General features: G+C 65.4%; 23 protein-coding genes. 8 read left to right on the forward strand and 15 right to left on the reverse strand.

The features are described 5' to 3' along the window. Positions 1–2: 2 nt before the first annotated feature. Positions 3–863, reverse strand: coding sequence for an SDR family oxidoreductase (locus tag AC07PA_RS09240; protein ID WP_494604790.1), 861 nt, complete (start codon positions 861–863; stop codon positions 3–5). Between the two features lie 97 nt (positions 864–960). Between AC07PA_RS09240 and AC07PA_RS09245 the strand changes: the two genes are divergently transcribed. From AC07PA_RS09245 to AC07PA_RS09255, 3 genes are all read left to right on the forward strand, one after another. Continuing rightward, complete coding sequence (locus AC07PA_RS09245; RefSeq protein ID WP_007858034.1) at positions 961–1,725, forward strand: IclR family transcriptional regulator; 765 nt, start codon at positions 961–963, stop codon at positions 1,723–1,725. A gap of 331 nt (positions 1,726–2,056) precedes the next feature. Beyond that, positions 2,057–2,818 carry an NAD(P)-dependent oxidoreductase gene (locus tag AC07PA_RS09250; RefSeq protein ID WP_494604792.1) on the forward strand — a complete coding sequence of 254 codons (762 nt, stop codon included), beginning with the start codon at positions 2,057–2,059 and terminating at the stop codon, positions 2,816–2,818. Between the two features lie 332 nt (positions 2,819–3,150). Next, the gene (locus AC07PA_RS09255) at positions 3,151–5,025 is read left to right on the forward strand and encodes a potassium transporter Kup (RefSeq protein ID WP_494604794.1); all 1,875 of its coding nucleotides are present in this window, start codon (positions 3,151–3,153) and stop codon (positions 5,023–5,025) included. A 267-nt stretch (positions 5,026–5,292) separates the two neighbouring features. Here AC07PA_RS09255 and AC07PA_RS09260 read toward each other — a convergent pair whose 3' ends face one another. The 10 genes from AC07PA_RS09260 to AC07PA_RS09305 all read right to left on the reverse strand — a co-directional run bounded on the left by AC07PA_RS09260 (position 5,293) and on the right by AC07PA_RS09305 (position 18,110). Continuing rightward, complete coding sequence (locus AC07PA_RS09260; protein WP_494604796.1) at positions 5,293–6,822, reverse strand: RimK family ATP-grasp domain-containing protein; 1,530 nt, start codon at positions 6,820–6,822, stop codon at positions 5,293–5,295. Position 6,823: 1 nt separating this feature from the next. Continuing rightward, positions 6,824–7,936, reverse strand: coding sequence for a GNAT family N-acetyltransferase/peptidase C39 family protein (locus tag AC07PA_RS09265; protein ID WP_007858028.1), 1,113 nt, complete (start codon positions 7,934–7,936; stop codon positions 6,824–6,826). Positions 7,937–8,136: 200 nt separating this feature from the next. Then, a complete protein-coding gene (locus AC07PA_RS09270) occupies positions 8,137–8,487 on the reverse strand; it encodes a hypothetical protein (protein WP_007858027.1) in 351 nt (116 codons plus the stop codon). Positions 8,488–8,665: 178 nt separating this feature from the next. Continuing rightward, the gene (gene kdpE, locus AC07PA_RS09275; RefSeq protein WP_007858026.1) at positions 8,666–9,370 is read right to left on the reverse strand and encodes a two-component system response regulator KdpE; all 705 of its coding nucleotides are present in this window, start codon (positions 9,368–9,370) and stop codon (positions 8,666–8,668) included. A gap of 4 nt (positions 9,371–9,374) precedes the next feature. After that, positions 9,375–12,137 (reverse strand): DUF4118 domain-containing protein, encoded by a 2,763-nt coding sequence (locus tag AC07PA_RS09280; protein ID WP_494604799.1) that lies wholly within the window; start codon positions 12,135–12,137, stop codon positions 9,375–9,377. A gap of 62 nt (positions 12,138–12,199) precedes the next feature. Beyond that, on the reverse strand, positions 12,200–12,772 hold the full coding sequence (gene kdpC, locus AC07PA_RS09285) for a potassium-transporting ATPase subunit KdpC (RefSeq protein WP_494604801.1): 573 nt from the start codon (positions 12,770–12,772) through the stop codon (positions 12,200–12,202). A gap of 10 nt (positions 12,773–12,782) precedes the next feature. Next, positions 12,783–14,876: a potassium-transporting ATPase subunit KdpB gene (gene kdpB, locus AC07PA_RS09290; RefSeq protein ID WP_494604803.1), complete on the reverse strand. Its 2,094-nt coding sequence runs from the start codon at positions 14,874–14,876 to the stop codon at positions 12,783–12,785. A 10-nt stretch (positions 14,877–14,886) separates the two neighbouring features. Beyond that, positions 14,887–16,692, reverse strand: coding sequence for a potassium-transporting ATPase subunit KdpA (gene kdpA, locus AC07PA_RS09295; RefSeq protein WP_494604805.1), 1,806 nt, complete (start codon positions 16,690–16,692; stop codon positions 14,887–14,889). 1 nt (position 16,693) lies between these two features. Next, positions 16,694–16,792 (reverse strand): K(+)-transporting ATPase subunit F, encoded by a 99-nt coding sequence (gene kdpF / locus AC07PA_RS09300; protein ID WP_007858021.1) that lies wholly within the window; start codon positions 16,790–16,792, stop codon positions 16,694–16,696. A gap of 343 nt (positions 16,793–17,135) precedes the next feature. Further along, positions 17,136–18,110, reverse strand: a complete 975-nt coding sequence (locus tag AC07PA_RS09305; RefSeq protein WP_494604808.1) for a magnesium and cobalt transport protein CorA — start codon at positions 18,108–18,110, stop codon at positions 17,136–17,138. Positions 18,111–18,287: 177 nt separating this feature from the next. Between AC07PA_RS09305 and AC07PA_RS09310 the strand changes: the two genes are divergently transcribed. Further along, positions 18,288–18,998: a TorF family putative porin gene (locus AC07PA_RS09310; RefSeq protein WP_494604810.1), complete on the forward strand. Its 711-nt coding sequence runs from the start codon at positions 18,288–18,290 to the stop codon at positions 18,996–18,998. 171 nt (positions 18,999–19,169) lie between these two features. On the opposite strand, the gene pmbA is transcribed toward AC07PA_RS09310, so the two are convergent. Continuing rightward, the gene (gene pmbA, locus AC07PA_RS09315; protein ID WP_494604812.1) at positions 19,170–20,600 is read right to left on the reverse strand and encodes a metalloprotease PmbA; all 1,431 of its coding nucleotides are present in this window, start codon (positions 20,598–20,600) and stop codon (positions 19,170–19,172) included. 63 nt (positions 20,601–20,663) lie between these two features. Between pmbA and yjgA the strand changes: the two genes are divergently transcribed. From yjgA to AC07PA_RS09330, 3 genes are all read left to right on the forward strand, one after another. Next, complete coding sequence (yjgA, locus tag AC07PA_RS09320) at positions 20,664–21,323, forward strand: ribosome biogenesis factor YjgA (RefSeq protein ID WP_007856433.1); 660 nt, start codon at positions 20,664–20,666, stop codon at positions 21,321–21,323. Next, positions 21,316–21,918, forward strand: coding sequence for a molybdopterin adenylyltransferase (gene mog, locus AC07PA_RS09325; RefSeq protein ID WP_494605253.1), 603 nt, complete (start codon positions 21,316–21,318; stop codon positions 21,916–21,918). Before yjgA ends, mog begins: the two co-directional genes overlap by 8 nt. A 151-nt stretch (positions 21,919–22,069) precedes the next feature. Beyond that, a complete protein-coding gene (locus AC07PA_RS09330) occupies positions 22,070–22,963 on the forward strand; it encodes a hypothetical protein (protein WP_494604814.1) in 894 nt (297 codons plus the stop codon). 14 nt (positions 22,964–22,977) lie between these two features. On the opposite strand, the gene cysE is transcribed toward AC07PA_RS09330, so the two are convergent. Together cysE and AC07PA_RS09340 are read right to left on the reverse strand one after the other, a co-directional pair. Then, positions 22,978–23,757 carry a serine O-acetyltransferase gene (gene cysE, locus AC07PA_RS09335; RefSeq protein WP_007856437.1) on the reverse strand — a complete coding sequence of 260 codons (780 nt, stop codon included), beginning with the start codon at positions 23,755–23,757 and terminating at the stop codon, positions 22,978–22,980. A 34-nt stretch (positions 23,758–23,791) separates the two neighbouring features. Beyond that, positions 23,792–24,544: an RNA methyltransferase gene (locus AC07PA_RS09340; protein WP_494604816.1), complete on the reverse strand. Its 753-nt coding sequence runs from the start codon at positions 24,542–24,544 to the stop codon at positions 23,792–23,794. A gap of 158 nt (positions 24,545–24,702) precedes the next feature. Here AC07PA_RS09340 and AC07PA_RS09345 point away from each other — a divergent pair, with 158 nt between their 5' ends. Then, entirely contained in the window at positions 24,703–25,632 is a 930-nt protein-coding gene (locus tag AC07PA_RS09345; RefSeq protein ID WP_494604818.1) for an inositol monophosphatase family protein, read from the forward strand. A gap of 34 nt (positions 25,633–25,666) precedes the next feature. Here the strand turns inward: AC07PA_RS09345 and AC07PA_RS09350 are convergent, their stop codons facing one another. Then, entirely contained in the window at positions 25,667–26,797 is a 1,131-nt protein-coding gene (locus tag AC07PA_RS09350; RefSeq protein ID WP_494604820.1) for a response regulator, read from the reverse strand. Between the last annotated feature and the right edge of the window lie 24 nt (positions 26,798–26,821).

The following is a 26,821-nucleotide window of genomic DNA, read 5'->3' on the forward strand; positions in this document are numbered from 1 at the left end:
ATTCAACGGGGCTTGGCGGGCGCTGTGCCATCGGCGGCACCCGGCAGGCCCGGGATGGCGGTGGCCCCCGCCTCGCCCACGCGCGGCTTGCGCGGCTGGCCGCGCAGCAGGCGGTCGTAGCTGGCGGCGGGCAGGCAGGCCAGCAGGCGCGAGAGCCAGCCGATATGCCGTGGCAGCACGATGTGCGCGCGCCCGCGCGCCACGCCGGCCAGCAGGGCACGCGCGGCGGCATCGGGCTCCATCAGGCCGGGCATGGCGAAGCGGTTGCCGGCGGTCAGCGCCGTGCGCAGGTAGCCCGGGCTCACGGTGTGCACGGACAGGCGCGAGCCCCGGCACTCGGCGCGCAGGCTTTCGAGGTAGCGGATCAGCCCGCCCTTGCTGGCGCAGTAGGCGCCATTGCCGGGCATGCCGCGCCAGCCCGCGATGCTGGCCACACCTACCAGGGCGCAGCGCGGCCCCTGCACGGCGTGCGCACGCAGCGCCTGCACGAAGGGCTGGAAGGTGGTGGCGGGCCCCAGCAGGTTGATCTCCAGCATGCGGCGCATCACGGCCAGGTCACCGGCCTCGCCGGTGTCGAAGCCGCCGGCCACACCGGCGTTGGCGACCACCAGGTCGGGCAGGCCGGCGCGCGCCATCCAGTCGGCCGCCACCTGCGCCATGGCGGCCGCATCGGCCACGTCGGGTGTGTACACCGCACAGCGCCCGGGCGCCGTGGCGGCCAGAGCGTCGAGCACGTCGCGCTGCAAGCCCACCAAGGCCACCTGCGCCCCCTGGGCCAGCAGCTCGCGCACCAGGGCCTGGCCCAGCCCGCCACAGGCACCGGTCACGACGGCATTGCGAAAGGGTGCGGGAGATGGGGCCATGGGCGGGGGTATGTCCGGGAGAGGGGTTGCGCCCACTGTAGGGCAGGCCTTATAAATCCCGGAATATTTTCTTATTACGTCTCGGAATCAGAGATTCATGACAGAAAACACCGCCACCACATCGCCCGGCCTGCGCCTGTTCGACCTGCTCGAGGTGCTGGTGCGCGAGGCGCGCCCGCTCACGCTGGCCGAGGCCGTGGCGGCCAGCGGCTGGCCCAAGCCCAGCGTGCACCGGCTGCTGGTACAGCTGGAGTCCGGCGGGCTGCTGGCGCGCGAGCCCGACGGCCGGCGCTATGCGCCCGCACCGCGCCTGCTGCGCCTGGCCGAGGCCACGCTGGCCGGCAGCACGCAACAGGGCGTGCGCCATGCCGTGCTGCGCCAACTGGTGGCCGAGGTGGGCGAGAGCTGCAACTTCACCGCCCTGTCGGGTGTCGAGGTGGTGTACCTGGACCGCATCGAGTCGGCCTTTCCGCTGCAGATGCAGCTGCGGCCCGGCACGCGCGTGCCGGTGCACTGCTCTGCCAGTGGCAAGCTGCTGCTCGCGCACATGGCTGCGGGCCAGCGCAACCGGCTGCTCGAAGGCCTGGCCCTCACGCGCCACACCGCCACCACGCTGACCACGCGCGCCGCACTCGATGCGGAGTTCAGGCGCATCCGCAAGGACGACTATGCGGTGGATGCCGAAGAGTTCGTCGAAGGCCTGGTCTGCGTGGCTGTGCCGGTGCGCGGTGCCGACGGCAAGAGCATCCGCTGCGCCGTGGCACTGCAGGCCCCCGTGGCACGCATGTCGCTGGCGCAGGCGCTGGACAAGCTGCCGCGGCTGCAGGCAGCGGCCGCGGCGTTGGCGCGGACCTGGAACTGAGGCGCCAGGCTTGGCGCGTGGCGTCCTGCGCATGCCGCCCGCCACCTGGCGGATGCAACCGATCAGTTGCTCGGTGCTGGGCGTGGGCCGCTGGCCGCGCAGCGTGATCAGGCACCCACCCACCACAAAAAACGTTCCGTGAAATCCATCACAAACCCCGCCAAGCCCCCCCAAAAGCACCAGCAAGCAAGGCAACAAATGCAACCCAAGCCGTGAACAAATTCACCACCCCGCCACCGCATCACCGAGAGGGGCGGTGACTTCCAAGGGACTGCATGGAATGATCGCGGCCAGGCTCTCGAAGCCCTCCACACCACCCCATCCAGATCCCATGAAACGCATCCTCATCCTCGGCGCCACCGGCTCCCTCGGCCGCCACGTGCTCGAACAGGCCGTCACTGCCGGCCACCAGGTCTCCGTGCTGGTCCGCAATCCCTCCAAAATGCCTGCGGAGACCCGATCGCTGGTCACCGTGCACCAGGCCGACCTCGGCCAGATCGCCGCGGGAGACCTGGCAAGCATCGTCCGCGGCCACGACGCGCTCATCAACTGCGCGGGCATGGTCACCGAGGGCCAGGTCTTCGTGGACCTGGTGGAGCGCATCGTCGAAGGCGTCGAGTCGCTGCCCGCCGTGGAGCGACCCGTCTGCTGGTTCCTGGGCGGCGCCGCGGCGCTGGACATCGGCCAGACCGGCCGCAAGGGCGTGGCCCTGCCTAAGGTGCGCGACACCTACTGGCCGCACGGCAAGAACTACGAGCGCATCTGCGCATCGCCGCTGGACTGGCGCATGCTGTGCCCCGGCCCCATGGCCGAGCAGGCCGCGCTCGGCCTGGCACGGATGCGGCTGTCCACGGAGCAGCTGCCGGTGCGCATTGCGGGTTTTGCCAGCGCGCTGCCGGCCCCCCTGCTCCTGCTGGTTTTCGCATCCAAGGTGCCGGAGATGATCGTCCCGTATGCCGACGCCGCCACGCTGATGCTCGCCCACCTGGAACCTGCCGGCCCCCTGTCGCGCCACCGCGTGGGGCTGGCGCTGCCCGTGGGCATGCGCGGCAAGAAGGACACCTGGGCAGCAAGGCCCGCCGCAGCCGCCTGAGCGCCCGCCAGGTTGCCGGTGGGCCGCAACGGCCGGGCGGCGGGTTGGCCACGGTGCCATGGAGGAAGGCCACGAACTCTGCCCAGGTGTGCCTTGCTCACTGGATGGCAGATCGTCTTGCAACCGATGCGGCTTGATGTAGCGCCGTCCGTTGGCAAGCCACCACTATGCCCCGTTCAACCCGTGGCAATATGGCAGGGCGCCGTTGAACCGGGGCCAGGATGTCTGCAAGGAAGGGCATTGAAAGCGCATCGCCGCACCACCATGCCGGCCAAGTCCCCCCATACCCCGCAAAGGCCGCCTGGCCAGCTTCACTCAAAAGAAAGTCCAGAATGCAACCACCGCGGCAAGGCTTGGGAGTTCTTACCCTCAGTGCACTGGGAGTCGTCTACGGAGACATCGGCACAAGCCCCCTGTACACCATGAAGGAGGTCTTCAATCCGGCCCACTCGCTCGCGCTTGACGCAGCGAACATCGTTGGCGCTGTATCGACGATCCTGTGGGCGCTGATGGTCGTAGTGACACTCAAGTACGTCGTCCTGATCCTTCGCGCCAACAACCGGGGGGAAGGCGGAATCATGGCACTGACCGCGCTCGCTGCGAAGGCAGCTGGCAGCACCCCTCGGCGCCACACCATTCTTTTGCTGGTGGGCGTCCTGGGCGCGGCCCTTTTCTACGGAGACGCCGTGATCACGCCGGCGATATCGGTGTTGAGCGCTGTGGAAGGGCTGGAAACCATCACGCCTGCACTCAAACCCTACGTGCTGCCCATCTCGACCGCCGTGATCGTAGGCCTGTTCCTCGGGCAACGCTATGGTACGGCCATCGTAGGCAAGCTGTTTGGTCCGGTCGTCGTCCTCTGGTTCTCTGTCCTCGCCATCACGGGCCTGGTGCAAATCATCCAGAATCCGGCGATCCTGGCGGCGGTCAACCCGCTGCGTGCCTTGGAGTTCATGCAGGCCCGTGGATGGCACCTGTTCGTCGTCATGGGGGCGATCGTTCTGGCACTGACGGGAGCCGAGGCTCTGTACGCAGACATGGGGCATTTCGGCAAAAAGCCGATTCGCCTGGCCTGGAACACCTTCGTTTTGCCCGCGCTGGCGCTCAACTACATGGGACAGGGGGCGCTTCTCATGAGCGATCCCTCCTCGCTCGGAAACCCGTTCTTCAACCTCTTTCCGACTTCCTGGCTGATACCCGCCGTCGTGCTGGCAACCCTGGCTTCGGTGATTGCATCCCAAGCCACGATCTCCGGCGCCTACTCGCTGACGAAGCAGGCCATCCAACTCGGGCTGCTGCCCCGCATGCGAATCTTCCACACTTCTGAGAACGAGGTGGGGCAGATCTACGTTCCGTTTGTGAACTGGGCGGTGATGGTGGCGGTGCTGCTGGCCATGGTGGGCTTCGGAAGCTCTTCGGCACTGGCCTCCGCATATGGCATCGCTGTGACGGTCACGATGCTCATCACCACCTTGCTGACCTTCTTCGTAGTCCGGCATGCATGGGGATATCCGTTGCCACTGGCTTTGGCCGCGACAGGTGCCTTCTTGCTGATTGATGCCGTACTGGTGGTTTCGTGTGCGCTGAAGTTCTGGCAGGGAGGCTGGTTCCCGATTGTGTTGGGCGGCGTGATCTTCGTGGTCATGGCGACCTGGCGGCGTGGCCGGGAATTGCTGATGGAGCACATCCAGCGTGACGATCCGGAGCTGCTGCCATTCATCACCACGCTGGCAGTCGACGAGAACGTGCGCCGCACGCCCAGGACCGCGGTGTATGCCGTCGCCAACCCCGATACCGTCCCCCAGGCGTTGATGCATAACCTCAAGCACTACCAAGTGCTGCATGAGCAGAACCTTATTCTCACCGTGCGGTTCCAGGAGGTACCTTGGGTGCCGCAGGAAGAACGGCTGCATGTGGAACCGCTGGTCGACGGATTCTGGAAAGTCCAGGTGAATTTCGGTTTCAAGGATGAGCCCGACGTGCCGCGCGCACTTCGCCTCTGCGCGAAGGAAGGCCTGCTGATCGACGAATTCCAGCTGTCCTATTTCCTGAGCCGAGAGATCGTGATCCCGACCCGGGGAGCAGGAATGGCGCACTGGCGCGAGGCGCTGTTCGCAACCATGGCACGCAATGCCGGCAGCATCGGGGATTTCCTGAGACTTCCACACAATGGAGTGGTGGAACTGGGAACGCGCGTGCAAATCTGATGCCCGATCTTCTCCAACGCTGCGTGGACTGCAGCGACGACAGGAAAGCAAGGAGCAAACACAGCCTCCGTCGGCGCACCAAGGACAGGGTCCGAGCCGTTGCGGAGCGAATCAGGCGCTCGCTCGCTGCGATCTCGCACGCCCAGGAACCCTTGCTTGCTGCGATGGCGAACCTATGGCACAGGGTGGGGCCCGGAAACGACCACGACCTGGTCAGCGTTGAAATGCCCTGTCGACCGGCCCGCTTGCGGCAACTGCATCCCGCTGCTACCCGACGGCCAGTGCGAGAAAGGGAGCGCCTTGCTTGATCGGCCGTGCGGTACTTGAGTTGAATCGAAGCTCTACCTGCTTCAAAAAGTGCGAAAGCAGCATCACGTAAAGCGCATCGCCCAAGGCCGCGTCTTCTACACCGACATCGAGGTTGGGATTGTCGTTGATCTCGATGACAAAGACGCCAGAGGCGGTGGATTTCAGATCCACGCCGTAAAAGCTGTTGCCCACCAGACGCGTCGAGCTGACAGCGGCATGCAGCACCTCTGGCGGTACCTCATCCAGGGGCACCGCCTGTACCCGACCCTCGGTGTACTTTCCATTGTCGGCGTGCTGCAGTATCTGCCAGTGGCCATCGCACATGAAGTACTTTGCCGCAAAGACCGGCTGCCCCGCGAGCACGCCGATGCGCCAGTCGAAGTCCGTGTACATGAACTCCTGCAGCAGGATGATTTCGGACTCCTTGAGCATGTCCTTTGCGATGTCCTGAAGGTGCTCAAAGCTGTCCGCCTTCTTGACGCTTCGGCTGAACGCTCCGTCTGGCACCTTCACGACCAGCGGGTAGGTCAGCCGGTTGTGCATGTCGCCAATGGTGCGCCGGCTGGCCATGTGGGTCATGGGCGTCGCGATGGAGTTCTCGCGCAGGATTTCGGCCAGAAAGGCCTTGTTGGTGCAACGCAGGATGGACACCGGGTCATCAATCACCGGCATGCCTTCGGCCACGGCCTTCTTGGCGAACTGGAAGGTGTGGTGCGTGACCGCCGTGGTCTCGCGGATGAAGAGCGCGTCGAACTGGGTCAGGCGCGAGAAATCCTTCTTCTCGATGAGCTCGACTGCGATGCCCATGTCCTGCCCCACGTCGACCAGCTTCCTGAGCGTCTTGAGGTTGGACGGCGGCAGCGGATCGGAGGGGTCGTGCAAGACGGCCAGGTCCATCCTCGGCAAGGGCATGGCGATCATGGGGCGCCAGCTGCGGCGTGTGTACTGGCGCAGCGCCTGCACGAAGACCCCATCGCGCGCCGCATCCACATCGCGCAGGTCCAGCGCCTGCATGTCGCCAATCTGCCAACTCAGGGACTGCTCTTGCCGCTCCAGCGTGATCTGCATCAACGGGCAGCGAAACAGCTCGAAACTCTTGCGCGCCAGTGCTGCCAGGGCCGGGTCCTCGATGACGCCGAAGAACACGTGCAGCGTCAAGGTGTTCACCGACCTGGGTATTTCTTTGAGCGGACCGATCAGCCGGTTGAGCTGGGCCAGGGCGGCCGGTTGCATGCGCTTGCGCTGCAGGCTGAGGATGGTGTCCACGCTCGGGGTCACGCGGTCGCCCCGGGCCTCCGCGAGCAGGGAGCAGTAGTACCCCATGCTCAGGTACCCGTAGGTCCGGCACAGGTTGGTGACCTTGCGCAGTTGCCCGCGGGCCCCTGGCTCCTCTGCCACGAACTGGTCTGCGGTGATGACCTTGAGTTCCGAATCATCCCATCGGAAGTCGGCGAGCTTTTCTACAACGATGACGTGTTCTGAGGACAATTTATTTCTTTCCAGAGATGACGACCGCCGCCGTGCGCCTTCGGCGCCCGTATCTGGCGATCTTCTTGAATTCACCCAGGCTGATGGACATGCCTCCATCGGGATCGCTGGAGCGGGCCATGGGGTCGAGGACGCGAAACACTGCTCCATCGAAGCCGACAATCACCACCCAATGGGGCGTTTTCTCGCGGTGGAGCCGCCACAGGCTGATGAGCACGATGGGCAGGCGCCCCGCGCGCAGATGATCGATCAGGCTTTCGGGAGACACAGGCCGCGCGTAGATGGGAACTTGATGTTCCACCAGCTCGGATCGGAAGTCGTTCTCCACCAGCTGGATGACGTCCTTCTTGTGCTGGTCACGCACGCTGTCCATGAACAGGGATGCGCCAGCGGCCGCATACACCGACACGCCAAAGCCGCGCTTCAGTGCGGAGCGCGCCAGCCCGAACGGCCCAGAGCCGCCATGGCCGGCCGCCATGAAGACCGTGGTGGCCTCTCTCCACAAGCGGATCTCTGCGGCCTGGTTCACGGGGGTGGAAGGGTCCATCGCCGACATGGCCATCAGCAGCGCGCAAGGTCCGCAGGTGAAATCGAGCGTCTGGGCGTAGTGGCGCACCCGGTGTGCGACACCACCTTGCATCAGCGCTCCGTCGAACAGGTCCCGCTGAAAGCACAGGGCGTCCTCGCCATCCTCGTAGTACGCCGCCTTGCGCCCCGATTGCGAGAACCCATGGCGTTCGAAGAGGCGGTGTGCAGCCGCATTGTCCAGACGGCTTTCAAGCCGCAGTACCGCGCACCCCGAGCGCCGTGCATCGCTCAGCGCTGCACCCAGCAGCTTCGCGGCGATCCCCGAACCCCGCGCCGCCGGCGCCACCGCAATGGAGTACAGACGCGCCACCGACGAGCCTTTGCGGCGCAACACCACGCAGGCACCCTCCAGCGCATCCTTGGACCTGCTGACCAGGACACGGGCCGAAGGACTGGCCAGCATTCGCTGCCAACTGCGCCGGGAAATCCGATCGCTCTCGAACGCCGAACGCTCAAGTCCGTCCAGTTTTTCCAGGTCTTCAACGCTGGCCAATTCGACCTCCTGGCCCTGGATCGCTCGCTTCATCGCAAGCTCCGGCGGGACTTTCGCTCCCTGCGATCGGACAGCTTCAAAGCCAGCCATCCCGTTGCAATCGGCGCCACCAGCACCAGAAGAGCGAGCAGCACATGCAGCCAGTCATCCATGGCACAGCACCCCAACGCCGCCCTGCAGGCAGGCAAGGGGGCCGGCCCCAATGGCCGGCTTGCTGACCCGACAGCAGGGTTTCAATGGCACCGACGCACCTCGTCCATGGCGATCTTGGCAATGCGTCCAAACTGGGCGGTGGGCAATGCGGCCATCAGGCAGCGCATCGTCTGCTCGACGTCTCCCAGATGGACATGCAGGGTGACCGTCGCCAGTTGGCGAACAGGATCCAGGGCTAGGCCATAGCCGCGCAGCTGCGACCCCAGCACGGCATGCAGCGTGGTTCGCAAGCTTTGCGCATTGGCGCATGGCGTGAGGAGCGGTAGCTCCACCAATGGATTGGGATCGGTGCCCGGCTCGGTAAAAGGGAGCGCCGGTATCCGGTGCAGGCTGGTGCTCGGGCATTTCTGCAGCATGTCTATGGCCAGCATGAGCCCCGCGTGTGTGGCTCGGCTGGCAGGTGTTGAACATGCACCCAGTCTAGGAAGTTTGGTGTAAATCCTTCGTAAAAACGGAGGGCCTTACCGTCAAATCACCGTCAATTTATCTGTACCGGCGCTCAGCTGGCCCTGGAAAACGTGTGCACCCAATCGCCCCAAATCGGTTTCGTCACACCGACAACCGGTAGCCCACACCCGATTCGGTCAGCAAATGGCGAGGCTGTGCCGGATCCGCCTCGAGCTTTTGTCGCAGGTGTCCCATGTAGATACGCAAGTAGTGGCTCTGGTCTGATCGCATGGGACCCCACACCTCGCGAAGCAATTGCTTCTGGGTGATGACGCGTCCTGCATTGGTGACGAGAACCGACAGCATGCGGTACTCGGTAGGCGTCAGATGGACCTCCACCCCGGCCTTGCGCACCACGCGCGCAGTGCGGTCCACCTCCACGTCGCCGAATTGAAACGCCGGCTCCACCCCGTCGGCTGCCAACCCATTGCCTGTGGCCACACGTGGGCGGCGCAGGTTCGCACGCACCCGCGCAAGCAGCTCTCCCGTCCCGAAGGGCTTGGTGAGGTAGTCATCGGCTCCCGCATCCAGCGCGTTGATCTTGTCAGCCTCATCGGTGCGCGCGGACAGGACGATGATCGGCACAGCAGACCAGCCGCGCACGTCACGGATAAGGTCGATGCCATCTCCATCCGGCAGGCCCAGATCGAGCACCAGCAGATCCGGCTGGCGGGTTCCTGCGGCGGACAGGCCCTCGCGCAGCGTTGCGGCCTCGTTCACCTGCCAGCCTTCCGCCTCCAGCGCGCTGCGTACGAAGCGCCGGATCTGAGGCTCGTCTTCCACCACCAAAACGGTACGTATCTGCATTGCATCAAGGGGCCACAGGGCCCCGCTCCATGTCTTCAAAATCGGGTTCGGGCGGGGGTTCGCGCCGTGGAATGGTGATCATGAACTGCGCGCCACCTCCAGACGCGCTTGCTGCCGAGATCGTTCCGCCATGGGCGTGCACCACGGCTTTGCAGATGGCCAGGCCCAGCCCCACACCTGGCGTTGCGCTCTCCGCCTGCCCGCGCGTGAACTTCTCAAACAACGTGTGCTCTTTTCCTCGGACCGAAAGAGGCAGCCCAGCCCCATGGTCCGTCACCTCCAGCACCAGGCTGCTTTCGGTCGTGGAGGCTTTCACGACAATGGGTGGTGCCCCGTACTTGGCGGCGTTTTCCAGAAGGTTGACGAGCACGCGTTCGATGAGCACAGCGTCGAACTCCACCAAGGGCAAATCTGCCGGGATGTCTGTGCGCACGGTCGTGCCGCCCAGCGCGGCCTGGGCTGCCCGGATGGACGCGCCGACGACCTCCTCCACCGATTGCCAGTCGCGGCGCAAGCTGACGCTCTGGCCCGATACATCGCTTTCCAACCGGGCCATGTCCAGCAGGTTGCTGACGAGCGCGTTGAGTTGGTGCGCCTGGTGCACGATGGCTTGCGCCACCGACTCCCGCTCGTGCGGCGGCGCCGACCTGAGCGATTCGGCCAGAGTGATGAGCGCTGTGAGCGGCGTGCGCACATCATGGGACACGGCACCCAGCAGCGCATTGCGCAGCCGCTCGGACTCGACGTCCAGCACCGCCTTCTGCGCAATATCGACGTAGTGCACGCGTTCGAGCGCAATGGCGATCTGCCGGGCCTGTGTCTCGAGCTGCTGGGCCTGTTCCGGAATGAGCAGCCACCGCGGATGCGCAGGCTCCAATGCCAGCACGCCACGGACCCGCATGGGTGCTTTCAATGGCACATAGCGCCAGGACTGCGCTGCAAGGGTACTCGTCGCCAGCCCGGCACTCTGGCCTTGGCGCAGAGTCCAGTCGGCCACGCTCTTGTCAAAGCCCGCTGGAAGATCGTCAGGGTAGTGGAGGTTGTCCGCCTCATCCATTGCCACCACCACCGCTCGGCCGCCAAAATGCTCTTGCACCGCCGAGGCACCAATGTCGATGACCTGGCTTGTCTCAAGGGCTGCAGACAGCTCCCGGGTGAGCTCGAACAAGGATTGGGCACGCCGCTCCCGGCTGTTCGACACTCCCGCCGCGAACCGGAGGCCTGCCGTGAGCTGACCCACCAGCAGGCCGACTCCCAGCATGACGGCGAAGGTAACGATGTACTGCACATCGCTCACTGCAAAGGACAGTCGGGGCGAGACGAAGAAGAAATCGAATGCCAGCACATTGAGCAGTGCTGCCATTGCCGCAGGCCCTCTGCCAAAGCGCATGGCCACGCCGACAACGGCCAGAAGGTAAAGCATGACGATGTTGGTCAGCTCCAGCACCCCGTGCAACGGAGTCGCGAGCAAGGTAACCGCAATGCTGGCCCCCAGCGCCCACAGGAATCCTGGCCAGCGCGCGTGGTTGACTTCGTCCGTCTCCAACGCATCCACGCCCGATCTGGAACTGCGCAGCGCCTCTGACAAGCGCCTCGAACTGCCCGCGTGCGCGGTCTCCACGATGTCCAGCGAAGGCGCCAATGCGGCAAGTTCTCTTCCCACGGGCTTGGTGGGAAGCCACTTCCTCCAGCTTTCCGGATTCGCCGGCCGCCCCAGAACGACCGTCGCACAGTTCAGATGGAGCGCCTGGGAAGCCAACACCGGAGCCACCCGGTCACCGGTAAGCACGGCCGTCTCGGCCCCAAGCTCCTGCGCCAATTGCAGCACCGCCAGAATCTTGTCGCGCCGCTTCGCCGCCAATCGCTGCAGCCGAGGTGTCTCCACATAGGCTGCGTGCCACTTCACATTGAGCTGGCCGGCCAGGCGTGCGGCCGTCCGTACCGTCTGGGCCGCATCTTCGTGGGGCCCCACACAGGCCAGGATGCTGCCCGATGTGTTCCAGGCTCCAGCCACACCGCCCCCGGCACCGCCGGACTGCTCGATGCGCCAGCCCAGCACGTCATCTTCCACGTGCTCGGCCGTGCGGCGCAAGGCGATTTCTCGCAGAGCGATCAGGTTGCCCTTGCGAAAGAAGCTCCTCGCGGCACGATCCGCCTGCTGGGGCACGTAGACCTTGCCGGCACTCAGCCGGGCGATCAGCTCATCCGGGGTTGCATCGACCAGCACCACCTCGTCCGCGTCGTCCAGCACCGTATCGGGCACCGTTTCATGCACCCGGATTCCGGTGATCGCACCCACAGTCCCATTGAGGCTTTCCAGGTGCTGGACATTGAGAGCGGTCCACACGTCGATGCCCGCGGCGAGCAGTTCCTGGACATCCTGCCAGCGCTTGGCATGGCGGGAGCCTTGCACGTTGGAGTGAGCGAGCTCATCCACCAGGAGAATGGCCGGCTTGCGTGCAAGGGCCGCGTCCAGGTCAAATTCAGGAAGGAGCCGGCCACGGTACTCCACCTCCCTGAGAGGCAATGCCTGCAGCCCATCCAACAGCGCTGCCGTTTCGGCCCGACCATGCGTTTCCACCACACCGATCAGGATGTCGCGGCCGGCGCTGCGCTCACGCTGGGCCGCGCTCAGCATGGCCCAGGTCTTCCCTACGCCGGCATTGGCGCCAAAGTAGATGCGCAGCTTGCCGCGGCTGGTCTGTTCTTCCTGCGCGCGCAGCTGCGCAATCAACGCATCGGGATCCGGCCGCTGTGCGTCAGCCATGCAAGCCCCGCTCCAAAGCAAAGCACATGGCTACCGACGTAGCGCAGCAGCAGGGCATTGCGCTATCGCACATTGTCCAAGGAAAGATTCAACGCCAGTACGTTCACCCTCGCTTCACCGAGAACACCGAAGAGCGGGCGCTCCGTGTGTTTGTCGACAAGCGCGTTCACGCTTGCGGCCGGCAGATTGCGCACGCGTGCGATGCGTGCCACCTGGTATTGCGCTGCCGCCGGGCTGATGTGGGGGTCCAGGCCACTGGCGGACGTGGTGACCAGGTCCACCGGCACCACCGCCGTGTTGCCAGGGTCGGCCGCGCGCAATGCCTCCACGCGCGCCTTGATGGCGTCGCTCAGCGCTGGGTTGAGCGGACCCTGGTTGGACCCACCCGAGGCGGCTGCGTTGTAGGGCATGGTCGCCGTGGCCGATGGCCGGCCCCAGAAATGGCCGGGATCGGAGAAGTTCTGGCCGATCAGCGACGATCCGACCGTCTGGCCATTGCGTTGCACCAGGCTGCCCGCCGCCTCGTTGGGGAACATGGCCTTGGCGGCACCCGTGACGGCCAGGGGGTAAAGCAACCCGGTGAGCACGCTCAGGGCGGCGAACACCACGATGGCGGGGCGAAGAATGTCTTTCATCACAAGCTCCTCAAATCAGGCCAACGGCCACGAGCATCAAATCGATCAGCTTGATGCCGACGAAGGGTACCAGCAGGCCCCCCAATCCATAGATCGCCAGGTTGCGGCGCAGCAGCGCAGCAGCGCCTACCGGGCGATAGCGCACCCCCCGCAATGCCAGGGGGATCAGGAACACGATCACCAGCGCATTGAAGATCACCGCCGACAGGATGGCAGACGACGGGCTCGCCAGCTGCATCACGTTGAGGGCCGACAGCTGCGGGTAGGTCGACACGAAGATCGCGGGAATGATGGCGAAGTATTTCGCCACATCGTTCGCAATCGAAAAGGTCGTCAGGGATCCACGGGTCATCAACAGCGCCTTGCCGGTTTCGACCACCTCCAGCAGCTTGGTCGGATTGGAGTCCAGGTCGACCATGTTGCCAGCTTCCTTGGCGGCCTGGGTTCCGCTGCCCATCGCCACCGCCACGTCGGCCTGGGCCAGCGCGGGTGCATCGTTGGTGCCATCGCCGGTCATGGCGACCAGGCGCCCCTCGGACTGGTACTTGCGGATGAGCGCGAGCTTGTCCTCCGGGGTGGCCTCGGCCAGGAAGTCATCGACGCCGGCTTCCGCGGCGATATAGGCGGCCGTGAGCTTGTTGTCGCCGGTGATCATCACCGTGCGGATGCCCATGCGGCGCAGCTCGATGAAGCGTTCCTTGATGCCCGCCTTGACGACGTCCTTGAGCTCGACCACGCCCAGCACCTGGTTGCCCTCGGTGACCACCAGGGGCGTGCTGCCGCGCTGGGCGACCTGGTCGGCGGCCGTGTTCACTTCACGCGGCATGGTGCCGCCCAGGCTTTCGACATGGCGAGCGATCGCCTGCACGGCGCCCTTGCGCAGCATGGTTGCAGATCGGCCCGTAGCGCCTTCGGCCGGGAGGTCCACGCCGCTCATGCGCGTCTGCGCCGTGAAGGGCACCAGCACCACGCCCTCCGGGTTCTTTTCGTCCACGTTGGCGCGGCGGGCGAGCTCGACGATGCTGCGCCCCTCGGGCGTTTCATCGGCCAGGGAGGCCAGCAGGGCGGCACGTGCCAGGCGGGCAGGCGTCACCCCCGGTGCAGGCAGGAAGGTGCTGGCCTGGCGGTTGCCGTGCGTGATGGTGCCGGTCTTGTCGAGCAGCAGCACGTCCACGTCACCGGCTGCTTCCACGGCGCGGCCGGAGGTCGCGATCACGTTGGCCTGCATCATGCGGCTCATGCCGGCCACACCGACGGCAGACAGCAAACCGCCAATCGTGGTCGGGATCAGGCACACCAGCAGGGCCACCAGGGCGGTCAGCGAAACGACCGTTCCGGCCTGCGAGGCCTGCACGCTGAACAGCGAGAAGGGCAGCAGGGTGACAGTGACGACCAGGAACACGATCGTCAACGCCACCAGCAGGATGGTCAATGCCACCTCGTTGGGCGTCTTCTGGCGTTTGGCGGCTTCCACCATGCCGATCATCCGGTCCAGGAACGACTCGCCCGGATTCACCGAAATGCGCACCACCAGCCAGTCGGAAAGCACGCGGGTGCCCCCCGTGACCGCAGAGAAGTCGCCGCCCGACTCGCGCACCACGGGTGCCGATTCGCCGGTGATGGCGCTTTCGTCGACGGAGGCCACGCCTTCGATCACTTCGCCGTCCAAGGGAATGACGTCACCGGTCTCCACCAGCACCACGTCGCCGCGGCGCAGGTTGGTGGCCTGCTCGGGCAGGAAGGTGGAACCATAGACTGGCTCCTTGAGCTTCTTGGCCCAGGTTTCCTTGCGCAGCCCGCGCAGCGATGCGGCTTGCGCCTTGCTGCGGCCTTCGGCCAGGGCTTCCGCGAAGTTCGCGAACAGCACGGTGAACCAGAGCCACACCGTGATCGCCAGCACGAACGCCGGGCGCATGCTCGCGTCCTGCGGCGCGTTGAGGGCATGCACCCACAGCAGCGTCGTGAAGATGCTGCCGATGTAGACGATGAACATCACCGGGTTGCGCCACTGCACCATGGGACTGAGCTTGGCCAGGGCACCCCACAGCGCTGTTTTCATCAGCGCTGGATCCAGCAACGAAATGGAAGATTTTTTAGTAGTCATCAGCAAACCCTCACTTGGCCCAGAGCATCAAATGCTCGATCACCGGGCCCAACGCCAGAGAAGGCACATAGTTGAGAAGACCCACGAGAAGCACCGTACCGATCAGCAGCACCACGAAAAGCGGGCCATGGGTGGGCATGGTGCCCGCCGTGGCGGGCAGGCGCTTCTTGGCCGCCAGCGAGCCGGCGATGGCCAGCACCGGCACGATCACGCCAAAGCGACCGAACCACATCGCCAAGGCCAGCAGCACGTTGTAGAACGGCGTGTTGGCAGACAGGCCGGCGAAGGCGCTGCCGTTGTTGTTGGCAGCCGAGGTCAGCGCGTACAGGATTTCGGAGAACCCGTGGGCACCGGGGTTGGCAATGCCTGCCTTGCCTGCACCCGCACTGACGGCGATGGCAGTGCCGACCAGCACCAATATTGGCGTCACCAGGATGGCGACCGAAGTGAGCTTCATCTCACGCACTTCGATCTTCTTGCCCAAATACTCTGGCGTGCGGCCAATCATGAGGCCGGCCATGAAGACCGCGAGGATGGCGAACACCAGCATCCCATAGAGGCCGGTACCTACACCGCCGAACACCACTTCACCCAACTGCATCAGCACCATCGGAACCATTCCGCCCAGGGGAGTGAATGAATCGTGCATGGAGTTCACGGCGCCGCAAGACGCAGCGGTCGTGACCGCAGCAAAAAGTGCCGATGCAGTGATGCCGAATCGAACTTCCTTGCCTTCCATGTTGCCGCCCGATTGCAGGGGACTGGCAGCCTGGTTCACTCCGAGAGACGTCCATTGAGGATTGCCAGCTTGCTCTGCAGAAACGACAGCGGTGACGGCAACGACAAACATGATGGTCATTGCAGCGAGGATCGCGACACCCTGGCGTTGATCGCCAACGACGCGGCCAAACGCAAAGCACAGCGCAGCAGGTATCAGAAAGATCGCCAGCATCTGCACGAAGTTGGTCAGCGCCGTCGGGTTCTCGTAGGGGTGGGCTGAGTTGGCGTTGAAGAACCCGCCGCCATTCGTACCCAGCATCTTGATGGCTTCCTGCGAGGCCACGGGTCCCATTGCGAGTGTCTGGATTGTGGTGGTCTTGTCCTCCATGACCGGGACGCCGTCAGCGCCATTGACTGGCTGGCCTGCTTCATCCAGCTTGGGAATGGAGTAGGCCGTGGGCTCCAGCGTCGTAACGTCCTTGTAGGAGTCGAAGTTCTGGATGACACCCTGTCCGACCAGGACCACAGCGATCACAAAGGAGATCGGCACCAGGACCCAGGCCGTGATGCGCGTCACGTCGGTCCAGAAATTGCCGACGAAGCCCTGGCCATCCGTGCGCCGCGCGGCAAAGCCACGCGCCAATGCAAACGCCACGGCAATGCCGGTGGCAGCCGAGAAGAAGTTCTGCACCGACAGGCCGAGCATCTGCGTGAGGTAGCTCATGGTGGACTCGCCCGCGTAGCCTTGCCAGTTGGTATTGGCCACGAAGCTCACGGCGGTGTTGAACGAGGAATCGCCGGACACGGCCGCCATGCCCTGCGGGTTGAGCGGCAGCAGGTGTTGAAAGCGCTGCAGGCCATACACCACGAACGCGCCAATGGCGTTGAATGCAAGCAGTGCCAGCGCATAGGCGCGCCAGTGCATCGACTGGTCCGGCGCTACACCGGCCAACTTGTACAGCGGCCTTTCGACAGCGTGCATCCACCTCGGGAGCCTGCCGTCGCACAACGCGGCAAGGAACTTGCCAAGAGGCCATGCCAAGAGGCCCAGCACAGCCAGAAAGAGCCCAAGGAGGCCCCATGCAAAGGCGTCCATGTCAGAACTCCTCTGCGCAGATCAGCGCGAACACGAGGTAGGCCAGCAAGGCGATGGCCACAAGTGCCCCAAAGCCATATAGAACTTCTACGCCGATCATGCCCGCTCCCCCTTGGCCGGGCCGAACTTGCCCAGCAGGATCACGGCTTCCGCCATGACTATCCACAATGCCGCTACTGCGGCGACCCATACGACGTCCATCGACAACTCCTGCATCAAAACGTGTGTTTGATTCTCAAGATGTCGCCGTAAAAAGTGTGCACAGACTGCCCCGTGGAGCGTAAAAATGCCGTAAAAATCGGGCCGCCGGATGGGGCTCGCGAAGAGCCTTCAGGCCTGTCGCAACGACCCTCGGCGCACCGGGAAGAACGGTGCGCCAAACACCCGATGGGCACTCAGCGGCACAGGCCCATCGTTTCACCCGCCCCGGGCAGGAGTGCCACCTACAACCAACCCGCCTTGCGAAAGCGGTAGTAGAGGTAGCCACATGTACCCGCGATGAGCGTGAGCGCAGCCGCATAGCCGTAGCGCCATTTGAGCTCTGGCATGTGCTCGAAATTCATGCCCCAGATGCCGGCGAATGCCGTGCACACGGCGAAAAGGCTGGCCCATGCGGCCAGGCGCTTGACGACCTCGCCATCCTCGATGGTGACCATGGAGAGGTTGACCTGGATGGCCGTCGCGATCGTGTCGCGGATGGCATCGATGGACGCATTGATGCGGTCGAGGTGATCGACCACGTCCCGAAAATACTCCTGCGAACTCAGGCAGATCTGCGGCACCCGCCCGCCATGGAGCTTCGCGGCACCCTCGAGCAGAGGGGCGATGGCGTGCTTGAGCACGGTGAGGCGCTGCTTGAGCCCATACAGCCGCTTGATGCTGGTGCGCGCGGCACCTTGGGCAAAGATCTGCTGCTCGATCGTTTCGAGCTCGACCTCGAACGCGTCGATGACGGGGAAGTAGCGGTCCACCACTGCGTCCATCAAGGCGTAGAGCACGAAGCCCGGTCCGTTGCGCAGCAGCGCGGGCTCGCGTTCGCAGCGTTCGCGCACCTCCAGGAAGCCGCGTTCGCTGTGGTTGCGCACCGACACCAGGTAGTTCTTGCCCACGAACACATTCAGCTCGCCCAGCCGGCAAACCGCATCCGCAGTTCCACTGGACTCGAGCAAATGAAGAACGACGAAGAGGGAGGCGCCGTACTCCTCCACCTTGGGCCGCTGGTGCCCATGGCGCGCATCCTCCACCGCCAGCGGATGCAAGCCGAACTCCCGCTGCAACTCATCGAGCTCTTCAGGGGTCGCGTCCTGAAGAGCCACCCACACGAAGCAACCGGGCAGTGAAATGTGCTCACGGATCTCGCTCACGGGGATGTCTGCCAGCTTGGTGCCATCCTCGTACACCACACAATTGATCAACACCTGGGCACCTCGCAGTTCCTATGCCTGGCATGGTGCCACCGGGATCGTGCCGTGCAATCAAAGGGTCATATCGCTGTGTGGCCCGGGCAACATTTACGGAAACAAGCGCATTTTTTACGGACTTTATACGCCGTCTTTTTTACGCTTGCGCGCTCACCTCTTTCTGCGAATCGTTTCATGAAAATGCTGTCCCCCAAAGTGCTCTTCACGGCTGCAGTGGCCGCTCTCCCCCTTCTGGCCAGCGCCCAGCTGACGGGCAACGTCAGCCTGACCACCAACTACAAGTTCCGTGGCCAGGACCAGGATGTCTCCAAGGCCCGGGCGGTCAAGCCCGCCATCCAGGGCGGCTTCGACTACGCTTTCGGCGAATCCGGTTTCTATGTCGGCAACTGGAACTCCAGCGTCGACTGGCTGCCCCGCAACTCCATCGAGTCCGACATCTATGGCGGCTACAAGTTCAAGGCCGGCTCGGTCGACCTGGACGTGGGCCTGCTGACCTACATCTACCCCGGCAACAGCAACGGCAACACCACCGAAGTCTATGGCGCGGCCACCTTCGGCCCCGTGACGGCCAAGTACTCGCACACGCTGTCCAAGGACTACTTCGCCTACGCCGGTCCTGGCTTCAAGGGCCGCAACACCGGCTACCTGAACCTGGCGTTCGCGCAGGAAGTGGCACCCAAGATCACCGCCAAGGCCTCGGTGGGCTACACGCGCTTCGGTGGCGACATCGCTGCTCCCAACTACCTGGACTACAGCGTCGGCGGTGCCTATGACTTCGGTTCGGGCCTGTCGCTGGGCGCTGCCGTGGTGGGCGCCACCAAGAAGGACTACTTCGGTCCCGTCAACCAATCGCGCGTGATCGTCACGCTGACCAAGACGCTGTGACCCTCCTGCCCAGCGGCGCACGGTGCCGCCGGCGCTTGCACGGCTGGCCAGGCGCGCGCCCATGCCCCTCGACCTGGCAGCGGTGGCGGCAGGCATGCCCCGCCACCGGGAAAAGGAAGCATCAGCGTTCCGCGCCGGCACGCTGATGGGTAAGGTGGCAGCGGGCCTCTGTCAGCTGCCCGCCACCTTCATGCGGTTCACGAGGATGGAGCCCACGGACTTGGCACCGTAGTTGTAGGTGTCGGCACCGACTGCCTCGATGCCCTGCAGCATGTCCTTGAGGTTGCCGGCGATGGTGATCTCGTGCACGGGGTAGGCGATGCGGCCGTTCTCGACCCAGAAGCCGCTCGCGCCGCGCGAGTAGTCGCCGGTCACGTAGTTCACGCCCTGGCCCATGAGCTCGATCACGAACAGGCCCGTGCCCAGCTTTTGCAGCATGGCGTCGAGGTCGTCGCTGGCCTGGGTCAGGCGCGAGGTCATGGTCAGGTTGTGCGAGCCGCCGGCATTGCCGGTGGTCTTCATGCCCAGCTTGCGCGCCGAGTAGGTGGACAGGAAATAGCCCTCCACGCGCCCGCCCTTGACCACCTTGCGCGGTGCCACGCGCACGCCTTCATCGTCGAAGGGCGAGCTGCCCTTGCCGCGCAGGATGAAGGGGTCCTCTTCGATGTCGATGTGCTTGGGAAAAACGCGCTTGCCCAGCGAGTCGAGCAAAAAGCTGCTCTTGCGGTAGAGCGCGCCGCCGCTCACGGCCTGCACGAAGCCGCCGAGCAGGCCCGCGGCCAGGGTGGATTCGAACAGCACCGGGCACTGCGTGGTGGGGATCTTGCGGCTGCCCAGGCGGGACAGGGCCCGCTGGGCCGCGTAGCGGCCCACGGCCTGCGGCGAGGCCAGTTCGGCCGCATCGCGCATGGAGCTGTACCAGGCGTCGCGCTGCATTTCGGCGTTGCGGCCGGGCAGCGAGGCGATGGGCGCCACCGAGAAGCTGTGGCGCGACGAGGCATAGCCACCGCGGAAACCGCGCGTGTGGGCACTGAAGAAATGGCTTTGCTGGGCCGATACGCCCGCACCTTCGCTGTTGGTGATGCGGCGGCTGGCCTTCAGGGCCGCGGCCTCGCATTCCATGGCCATCTTCGCGGCCTGCTCGCTGTCGATGGACCAGGGGTGGAACAGGTCCAGGTCGCGGTGCGTGTCCGTGGGCGCAATGTCGTCGGCATCGGGCAGGCCGGCCATCGGGTCTTCGGCCGTGAAGCGGGCAATGTCGTAGGCGGCCTGCGCCGTCTGCTCGATGGCCTTGCTGGAAAAATCGGAGGTGCTGGCATTGCCGCGGCGGTTGCCGATGTAGACGGTGATGCCGAGCGACTTGTCGCGGTTGCGCTCCACGGTCTCGAGCTCGCCCTTGCGCACGCTGACCGAGAGGCCGCAGCCTTCCGAGGCCTCGGCACCGGCGTCGGTGGCGCCCAGCTTTTTGGCATGCGCGAGGGCGCGGTCCACCAGTTCTTCGAAGAACGGACGGCTATAGCTGAAGCCGTTGTCGGGGGTGCCGGATGCGGTGGCGGCCGGGGCGCCGGGGGCGCGCGGGGCGCGGATGGAGGGTTTATTCATAGCGGCAGCTATGATACTTGCCGCTGTGGCGCGCGCTGCGCCACCTCCCTTTTGCCCCCACCCATGTCACGCAAACCCAAAAAAGGCTACTTTGTGAAGGGCCATTTCGTTGCCGAAGGCAGCGAACTGGACCTTCAGCTCAAGGCCGAACTCAAAGGCACGCCCGATGCCAGCCGAACCGATCTCAAGCGCGAAAGCGATGCCCTGCAGGACCTGGGCAAGGAGCTTCTGACCCTGCGCACCGATCTGTTCGACAAGGTGGGCCTGCCCGACAAGCTGGTGGATGCGCTGGCCGAGGCCAAGCGCATCACCAACTTCGAAGGCAAGCGCCGCCAGATGCAGTACGTGGGCAAACTCATGCGCAAGCTCGAACCCAGCGTGGTCGAGGCCGCCCGCCAGGCGCTCGAAGAGCAGCACAAGGGCTCGGCCGACGACAAGCTGGCCCTGCACCTGGCCGAGCACTGGCGCGACCGCCTGATTGCCGATGACGAGGCCCTGGCCCCCTGGATGGCCGAGCACCCCGATACCGACACCCAGCAGCTGCGCGCCCTGATCCGCCAGGCGCGCAAAGATGCACCACCGGCCGACAAGGCCGCCGTGTCGCAAGGCCTGGCGCCGCGCAAGGGCCGCGCCTACCGCGAGCTTTTCCAGCTGGTGCGCGAGCACCTGGGCGGCGCCCCCGCAGGCGATGAAGAAGAGGAAGAGGACGATGGCGATGACTGAAGCAGCCGCCACGCACGACCCCGTGCGCATCGGCATCGTCTCCATCAGCGACCGCGCCAGCAGCGGCGTGTACGAGGACAAGGGCCTGCCCGCGCTGCAGGACTGGCTCACGCGCGCACTGCGCAACCCCGTCACCTTCGAGTCCCGGCTGATCCCTGACGAACAGGCGGACATCAGCGCCACGCTGATCGAGCTGGTGGACAGCGCGGGCTGCAGCCTGGTGCTCACCACCGGCGGCACCGGCCCGGCCCTGCGCGACGTGACGCCCGAGGCCACGTTGGCCGTGGCCCACAAGGAAATGCCGGGCTTTGGCGAGCAGATGCGCCAGATCAGCCTCAGATTCGTGCCCACGGCCATCCTCTCGCGCCAGGTGGCGGTGGTGCGCGGACAGAGCCTGGTCATCAACCTGCCCGGCCAGCCCAAGGCGATTGCCGAGACGCTGGAAGGCCTGCGCGCTGCCGACGGCAGCCCCGTCGTGCCCGGCATCTTCGCCGCCGTGCCCTACTGCATCGACCTGATCGGCGGCCCCTACCTCGAAACCCGCGACGAGGTCTGCAAGGCCTTTCGGCCCAAGAGCGCAGTGCGCAACCGCTGAGCCACGTGGGCCTGGCGCGCCGCGCCGGGTTTGCATTTGGTAACCAGGGATGCGGTTCTCGACCGGCGCAGGTGCGCCCGGTCACAAGGAAGTGGCATGCACCCGTCCTAGACTGGCCGGCAGATCCACTTCACCTCCCACCGACCGCATGATGAAGAAAAGACTTCTTCTCCAGCTCGCCCTGGTGGCCCTGCTCACTGCCTGCGGCGGTGGCGGCGGCAGCAGCAGCGACGGCCCCACGCCACCACCCCCACGCCTGGTGGGCGAGATCTTCGGCACGCCCGAGCAGGTGGCCACCTCGGACCTCATGACCAATGCCGGCTACGGCGGTTACGGTGGCGCACTGGAAACCTCGCGCGCGATCCAGAAGGCCGGCAAGACCAACATGCTGGACTTTTTGTTCCTGTTCACCATCTCCGACAAGGGGGCTGCCCGCCTGGTGGGCGATGCCCCCGCCGTGCTGGACGCCTACATCGCCAGGAATGCCGACCTGCTGCAGCCCGGCGTCTATGTGTACCTGCTCGACGAGATGTACCTCAAGGCCTCGCTGGTGGCGGACGACCCGGTGGAATACCTCGCGCAACTCGACGACCTGCGGCGCGCCGTCGCGCTGGTGCGCCAGCGCCTGCCGCAGGTGAAGATCGGCCTGTCGTTCAGCCCGCATGCCACCTTCGGCCATCCCCAGGTGATGCCCTTCATCGCGCGGGCGATCGCGCTGGTGGACTGGGTGGGCACCACCACCTACTGGCTCGGCGACAAGGCCACCACCGGCGCGCTGCACGACTGGTCGCGCACCCTGCCGGCCCTCGCGCGGGCCGCACAGCCCAAGGTGGAGACCTGGTACATCGCCCAGGCCTTTCGCGAGCCCGCCTGGGACAAACAGGCCTTTCGCGAGTTCATGCAGACGGAACTGCAGATCTCCGACAGCTACGACGCCATCATCTTCTTTGGCTGGCAGGAGACTTCGGAGCTGTCCAGGCAGACCGCCGGGCGCTATTTCGAGGCCGAGACGCGGGCGGTCTACCGCCGCTTCCTCAAGCAGTAGGCCCGGGGCCAGGCTTACTTGCCCACCAGTTCGTTGAGCTTGCCGGCCTCGAACTGCTCGGTGGTCGCTGCGTCGCAGGGCACGCAGTCCTTGGTGGCCGGTGCCGCCGTCGAGAGCTTCTCGATGGCCTGCCACAGCAGCATGATCTGGTGCTCCTGGGAGGAGGCGTTGTCGATCAGGCCCCGCATGGCCTGCGACAGCGGGTCATCCTCCTGCGTGATGCCGTAGGCCGTGAACTTGCGCGACTGCGGCTCGGTCACATCGGCGCTCTGGCCCGCCTTGGACGGAATGATGCGCGCCGGAATGCCCACGGCCGTGGCCCCGGCGGGCACGGGCTTGATGACCACGGCATTGCTGCCGATCTTGGCGCCATCGCCGACCTCGAAGCCGCCCAGCACTTTGGCGCCGGCACTCACCACCACGTCCTTGCCCAGCGTCGGGTGGCGCTTGGCGCCCTTGTAGAGCGAGGTGCCGCCCAGGGTCACGCCCTGGTAGATGGTGCAGCCGTCGCCGATCTCGGCCGTCTCGCCGACCACCACGCCCATGGCGTGGTCGAAGAACACGCGCTCGCCGATCTTCGCGCCCGGGTGGATCTCGATGCCCGTGAGCCAGCGCGCGATGTGCGAGATGAAGCGCCCCAGCCACTTGAAGCCGTGTCCCCAGCACCAGTGCGCCGGACGGTGCAGCCAGATGGCGTGCAGGCCGGGGTAGCAGGTGATCACCTCCCAGGTGCTGCGCGCAGCGGGATCGCGGTCGAGGATGCACTGGATGTCGGAACGCAGGCGTGCAAACATGGCTATGGTTGTTTTTGGAATATGGAAATGCAGTCTAGCGCTTTGCCTGCGCCGTCTCGATCATGGCTTTTGCGACACCACGCAGGATGTGGATTTCCTCGGCACCCAGTTGCGCGCGGTTGAAAAGCTGGTTCAGACGCGGCATGAGCTTCTTGGGCGCCTCCGGGTCGAGGAAGCCGATGTCCACCAGCGCCCGCTCCCAGTGCGCCAGCATGCCGGCCACCTGGGCGGCATCGGCCACCTCGCGTTCCGGGGCGGGCGCGGACTCCGCCTGCGCACCGAAGCCGCCCAGCGCCATGCGCCAGTCGTAGGCAACGACCTGGATGGCCGCGCCCAGGTTCAGCGAGCCGAAACCGGGGTTCGTGGGGATCGAGAGCGCCACATGGCAGCGGTAGACGTCTTCGTTGGCCATGCCGAAGCGCTCGGAGCCAAACAGGAAGGCCACGCCCGACTCCAGCGGAGCATCCACCGCTCTGGGGGCGGTCAGTTGCGCAAAGTGCTCACGCGGCGAGCGGGTCGGCGGACCGAAGTCCCTGGGCGTCATGGCCGTGGCGCACAGGTGGCTCATGCCGTCGAGCGCCTCGTCCAGCGTGGCGACGATGCGCGCCTTGTCCAGCACGTCCAGGGCGCCGCTGGCGCGCTGGATGGTCTCTTCGCGGCGCAGCACGTTGGCCCAGCGCGGCTCGACCAGCACGAGGTCGTCGAAGCCCATGGTCTTCAGGGCGCGTGCGGCGGCGCCCACATTGCCGGCATGGCTGGTGTTGATCAGGACAAAACGGGTCTTCATGGGGTAACAGGGGGCCGGATAAGCCCCAAACCGGGACAAAAAACGGCAAAGCAGGTAAAATTAGCGCCCTATTGTCGCCGCCCGCATCGCCGGGCGGTGGTCCACGCTCCTCTTTCGCAAGGCGCCCCCTGCCGGCGCACTGCTTGAAACCACAATTTATGTCGTCCAACCTGCACCCCATGCTCAACGTGGCCATCAAGGCCGCACGCGCCGCCGGCGCCATCATCAACCGCGCGGCCCTCGACGTGGAGGCCGTGCGCATCTCGCAAAAGCAGGTGAACGACTTTGTGACCGAGGTGGACCACGCGGCCGAGAAGATCATCATCGAAACCCTGCTGACGGCCTACCCCGGCCACGGCATCCTGGCCGAGGAGTCGGGTTCGGAATACGGCGCCAAGGATTCGGAATTCGTCTGGATCATCGACCCGCTGGACGGCACCACCAACTTCATCCACGGCTTTCCCGTGTACTGCGTGAGCATCGCCTTGTCCGTCAAGGGCAAGATCGAGCAGGCGGTCATCTACGACCCCTCGCGCAACGACCTGTTCACCGCCACCAAGGGCCGTGGCGCCTACATGAACGAGCGCCGCATCCGCGTGAGCAAGCGCACCCAGCTCAAGGACTGCCTGATCTCCACGGGCTTCCCCTTCCGCCCGGGCGACAACTTCAAGGCCTACATGAACATGATGGCCGACGTGATGCAGCGCACGGCCGGCCTGCGCCGCCCCGGCTCTGCCGCGCTCGACCTGGCCTACGTGGCTGCGGGCTTCACCGACGGCTTCTTCGAGACCGGCCTGTCCATCTGGGACATTGCCGCCGGCTCGCTCCTGGTGACCGAGGCCGGTGGCCTGATGGGCAATTTCACGGGCGAGGCCGAGTTCCTGGAGCAGCGCGAGTGCCTGGCCGGCACGCCCCGCATCTATGGCCAGCTGGTGCCCATCCTGGGCAAGTACAGCAAGTTCGCGAGCGCTGGCGACAAGGCGGCCGTGCGCCAGGCAACCACCGACAGTGGCGATTCCGACGCCGCCCCGGTTGCCGAGGCGGCGGCTGAAGGCCAGGACGGCCAGGACCAGAGCGCCCCGCTCTGATGGATCCACAGGGCGGCTGTGCGCCGCCCTGCCCTCACCCCGGATCTGGGTACTTCTGGGCGATGACGCGGAAGTCTTCGGCGATGTCCACGAAGGCATCGACCATGTCCGGGTCGAAGTGCGAGCCCCGGCCGCGCACGATGGTGCTGCAGGCCTGGTCGTGCGAGAAGGCGGGCTTGTACACGCGCTTGCTGATCAGCGCGTCGTACACGTCGGCCACGGCCATGAGCCGGGCCGACACGGGAATGGCGTCGCCCGCGAGGCCCTCCGGGTAGCCCGAGCCGTCCCACTTTTCCTGGTGGCTGTAGGCGATCTCCTTGGAGACGCTCAGGAACGCCACGCGCATGCCCAGGCGCTTTTCGGCATCCTCGATGGCGGCGCGACCCAGCGTGGTGTGGGTCTTCATGACCTCGAACTCTTCCACCGTGAGCTTGCCGGGCTTGAGCAGGATGCTGTCCGGAATGCCGATCTTGCCGATGTCGTGCAGCGGCGCCGACTTGTACAGCAGGTCGATCATGCGGTCGTTGAGCACATGCTCGAAGCGCGGGTGGTGGCGCAGGCGCTCGGCCAGCGTCTTCACGTACAGCTGGGTGCGCCGGATGTGGTTGCCGGTCTCGTTGTCGCGGGTTTCGGCCAGCGAGGTCATGGCCATGATGGTCACGTCCTGGATGGCCTGCACCTCCAGCGTGCGCAGGGCCACCTCGCGCTCCAGGTAGGCGCTCTTGTCGCGCAGGAAGTCGGCCGTGGCCTTGAGCGCCAGGTGGGTGTTCACGCGCGCCAGCAGGATGGGCGGGCTGATCGGCTTGGTGATGTAGTCCACAGCGCCCAGCGCCAGGCCCATGCGCTCGTCATCGGGGTCAGAGCGGGCCGTGAGGAAGATCACCGGGATGTCGCGCGTGGAGGGCGATGCCTTCAGGCGCCGGCAGACCTCGTAGCCATCCACCTCGGGCATCATGATGTCCAGCAGGATGAGGTCGGGCTGCGTGCCCGACTGGGCGATCTTGAGCGCCTTCTCCCCGTGGTTGGCAACCTTGACCAGGTAGTGCTCACGCAGCAGGCTGCCCATCAGCGTGAGGTTGTCGGGCGTATCGTCCACCACCAGTACCGTGGCAATCGGCTTGTCCACAAGGGTCGGCTGCTGAGAAGCGAAGGGCGCGTTGTCCATGGGCTTTCCTGCGAAGGGGGAACC

This window comes from Acidovorax sp. GW821-FHT09B03 (genome assembly GCF_059418305.1).

Coding starts and splice junctions, on each gene's coding strand:
- AC07PA_RS09240 (WP_494604790.1), bottom strand. CDS start 863: ATGGCCCCATCTCCCGCACCCTTTCGCAATGCCGTCGTGACCGGTGCC.
- AC07PA_RS09245 (WP_007858034.1), top strand. CDS start 961: ATGACAGAAAACACCGCCACCACATCGCCCGGCCTGCGCCTGTTCGAC.
- AC07PA_RS09250 (WP_494604792.1), top strand. CDS start 2,057: ATGAAACGCATCCTCATCCTCGGCGCCACCGGCTCCCTCGGCCGCCAC.
- AC07PA_RS09255 (WP_494604794.1), top strand. CDS start 3,151: ATGCAACCACCGCGGCAAGGCTTGGGAGTTCTTACCCTCAGTGCACTG.
- AC07PA_RS09265 (WP_007858028.1), bottom strand. CDS start 7,936: ATGAAGCGAGCGATCCAGGGCCAGGAGGTCGAATTGGCCAGCGTTGAA.
- AC07PA_RS09270 (WP_007858027.1), bottom strand. CDS start 8,487: ATGCTGGCCATAGACATGCTGCAGAAATGCCCGAGCACCAGCCTGCAC.
- kdpE (WP_007858026.1), bottom strand. CDS start 9,370: ATGCAGATACGTACCGTTTTGGTGGTGGAAGACGAGCCTCAGATCCGG.
- AC07PA_RS09280 (WP_494604799.1), bottom strand. CDS start 12,137: ATGGCTGACGCACAGCGGCCGGATCCCGATGCGTTGATTGCGCAGCTG.
- kdpC (WP_494604801.1), bottom strand. CDS start 12,772: ATGAAAGACATTCTTCGCCCCGCCATCGTGGTGTTCGCCGCCCTGAGC.
- kdpB (WP_494604803.1), bottom strand. CDS start 14,876: ATGACTACTAAAAAATCTTCCATTTCGTTGCTGGATCCAGCGCTGATG.
- kdpA (WP_494604805.1), bottom strand. CDS start 16,692: ATGGACGCCTTTGCATGGGGCCTCCTTGGGCTCTTTCTGGCTGTGCTG.
- kdpF (WP_007858021.1), bottom strand. CDS start 16,792: ATGATCGGCGTAGAAGTTCTATATGGCTTTGGGGCACTTGTGGCCATC.
- AC07PA_RS09310 (WP_494604810.1), top strand. CDS start 18,288: ATGAAAATGCTGTCCCCCAAAGTGCTCTTCACGGCTGCAGTGGCCGCT.
- pmbA (WP_494604812.1), bottom strand. CDS start 20,600: ATGAATAAACCCTCCATCCGCGCCCCGCGCGCCCCCGGCGCCCCGGCC.
- yjgA (WP_007856433.1), top strand. CDS start 20,664: ATGTCACGCAAACCCAAAAAAGGCTACTTTGTGAAGGGCCATTTCGTT.
- mog (WP_494605253.1), top strand. CDS start 21,316: ATGACTGAAGCAGCCGCCACGCACGACCCCGTGCGCATCGGCATCGTC.
- AC07PA_RS09330 (WP_494604814.1), top strand. CDS start 22,070: ATGAAGAAAAGACTTCTTCTCCAGCTCGCCCTGGTGGCCCTGCTCACT.
- cysE (WP_007856437.1), bottom strand. CDS start 23,757: ATGTTTGCACGCCTGCGTTCCGACATCCAGTGCATCCTCGACCGCGAT.
- AC07PA_RS09340 (WP_494604816.1), bottom strand. CDS start 24,544: ATGAAGACCCGTTTTGTCCTGATCAACACCAGCCATGCCGGCAATGTG.
- AC07PA_RS09345 (WP_494604818.1), top strand. CDS start 24,703: ATGTCGTCCAACCTGCACCCCATGCTCAACGTGGCCATCAAGGCCGCA.
- AC07PA_RS09350 (WP_494604820.1), bottom strand. CDS start 26,797: ATGGACAACGCGCCCTTCGCTTCTCAGCAGCCGACCCTTGTGGACAAG.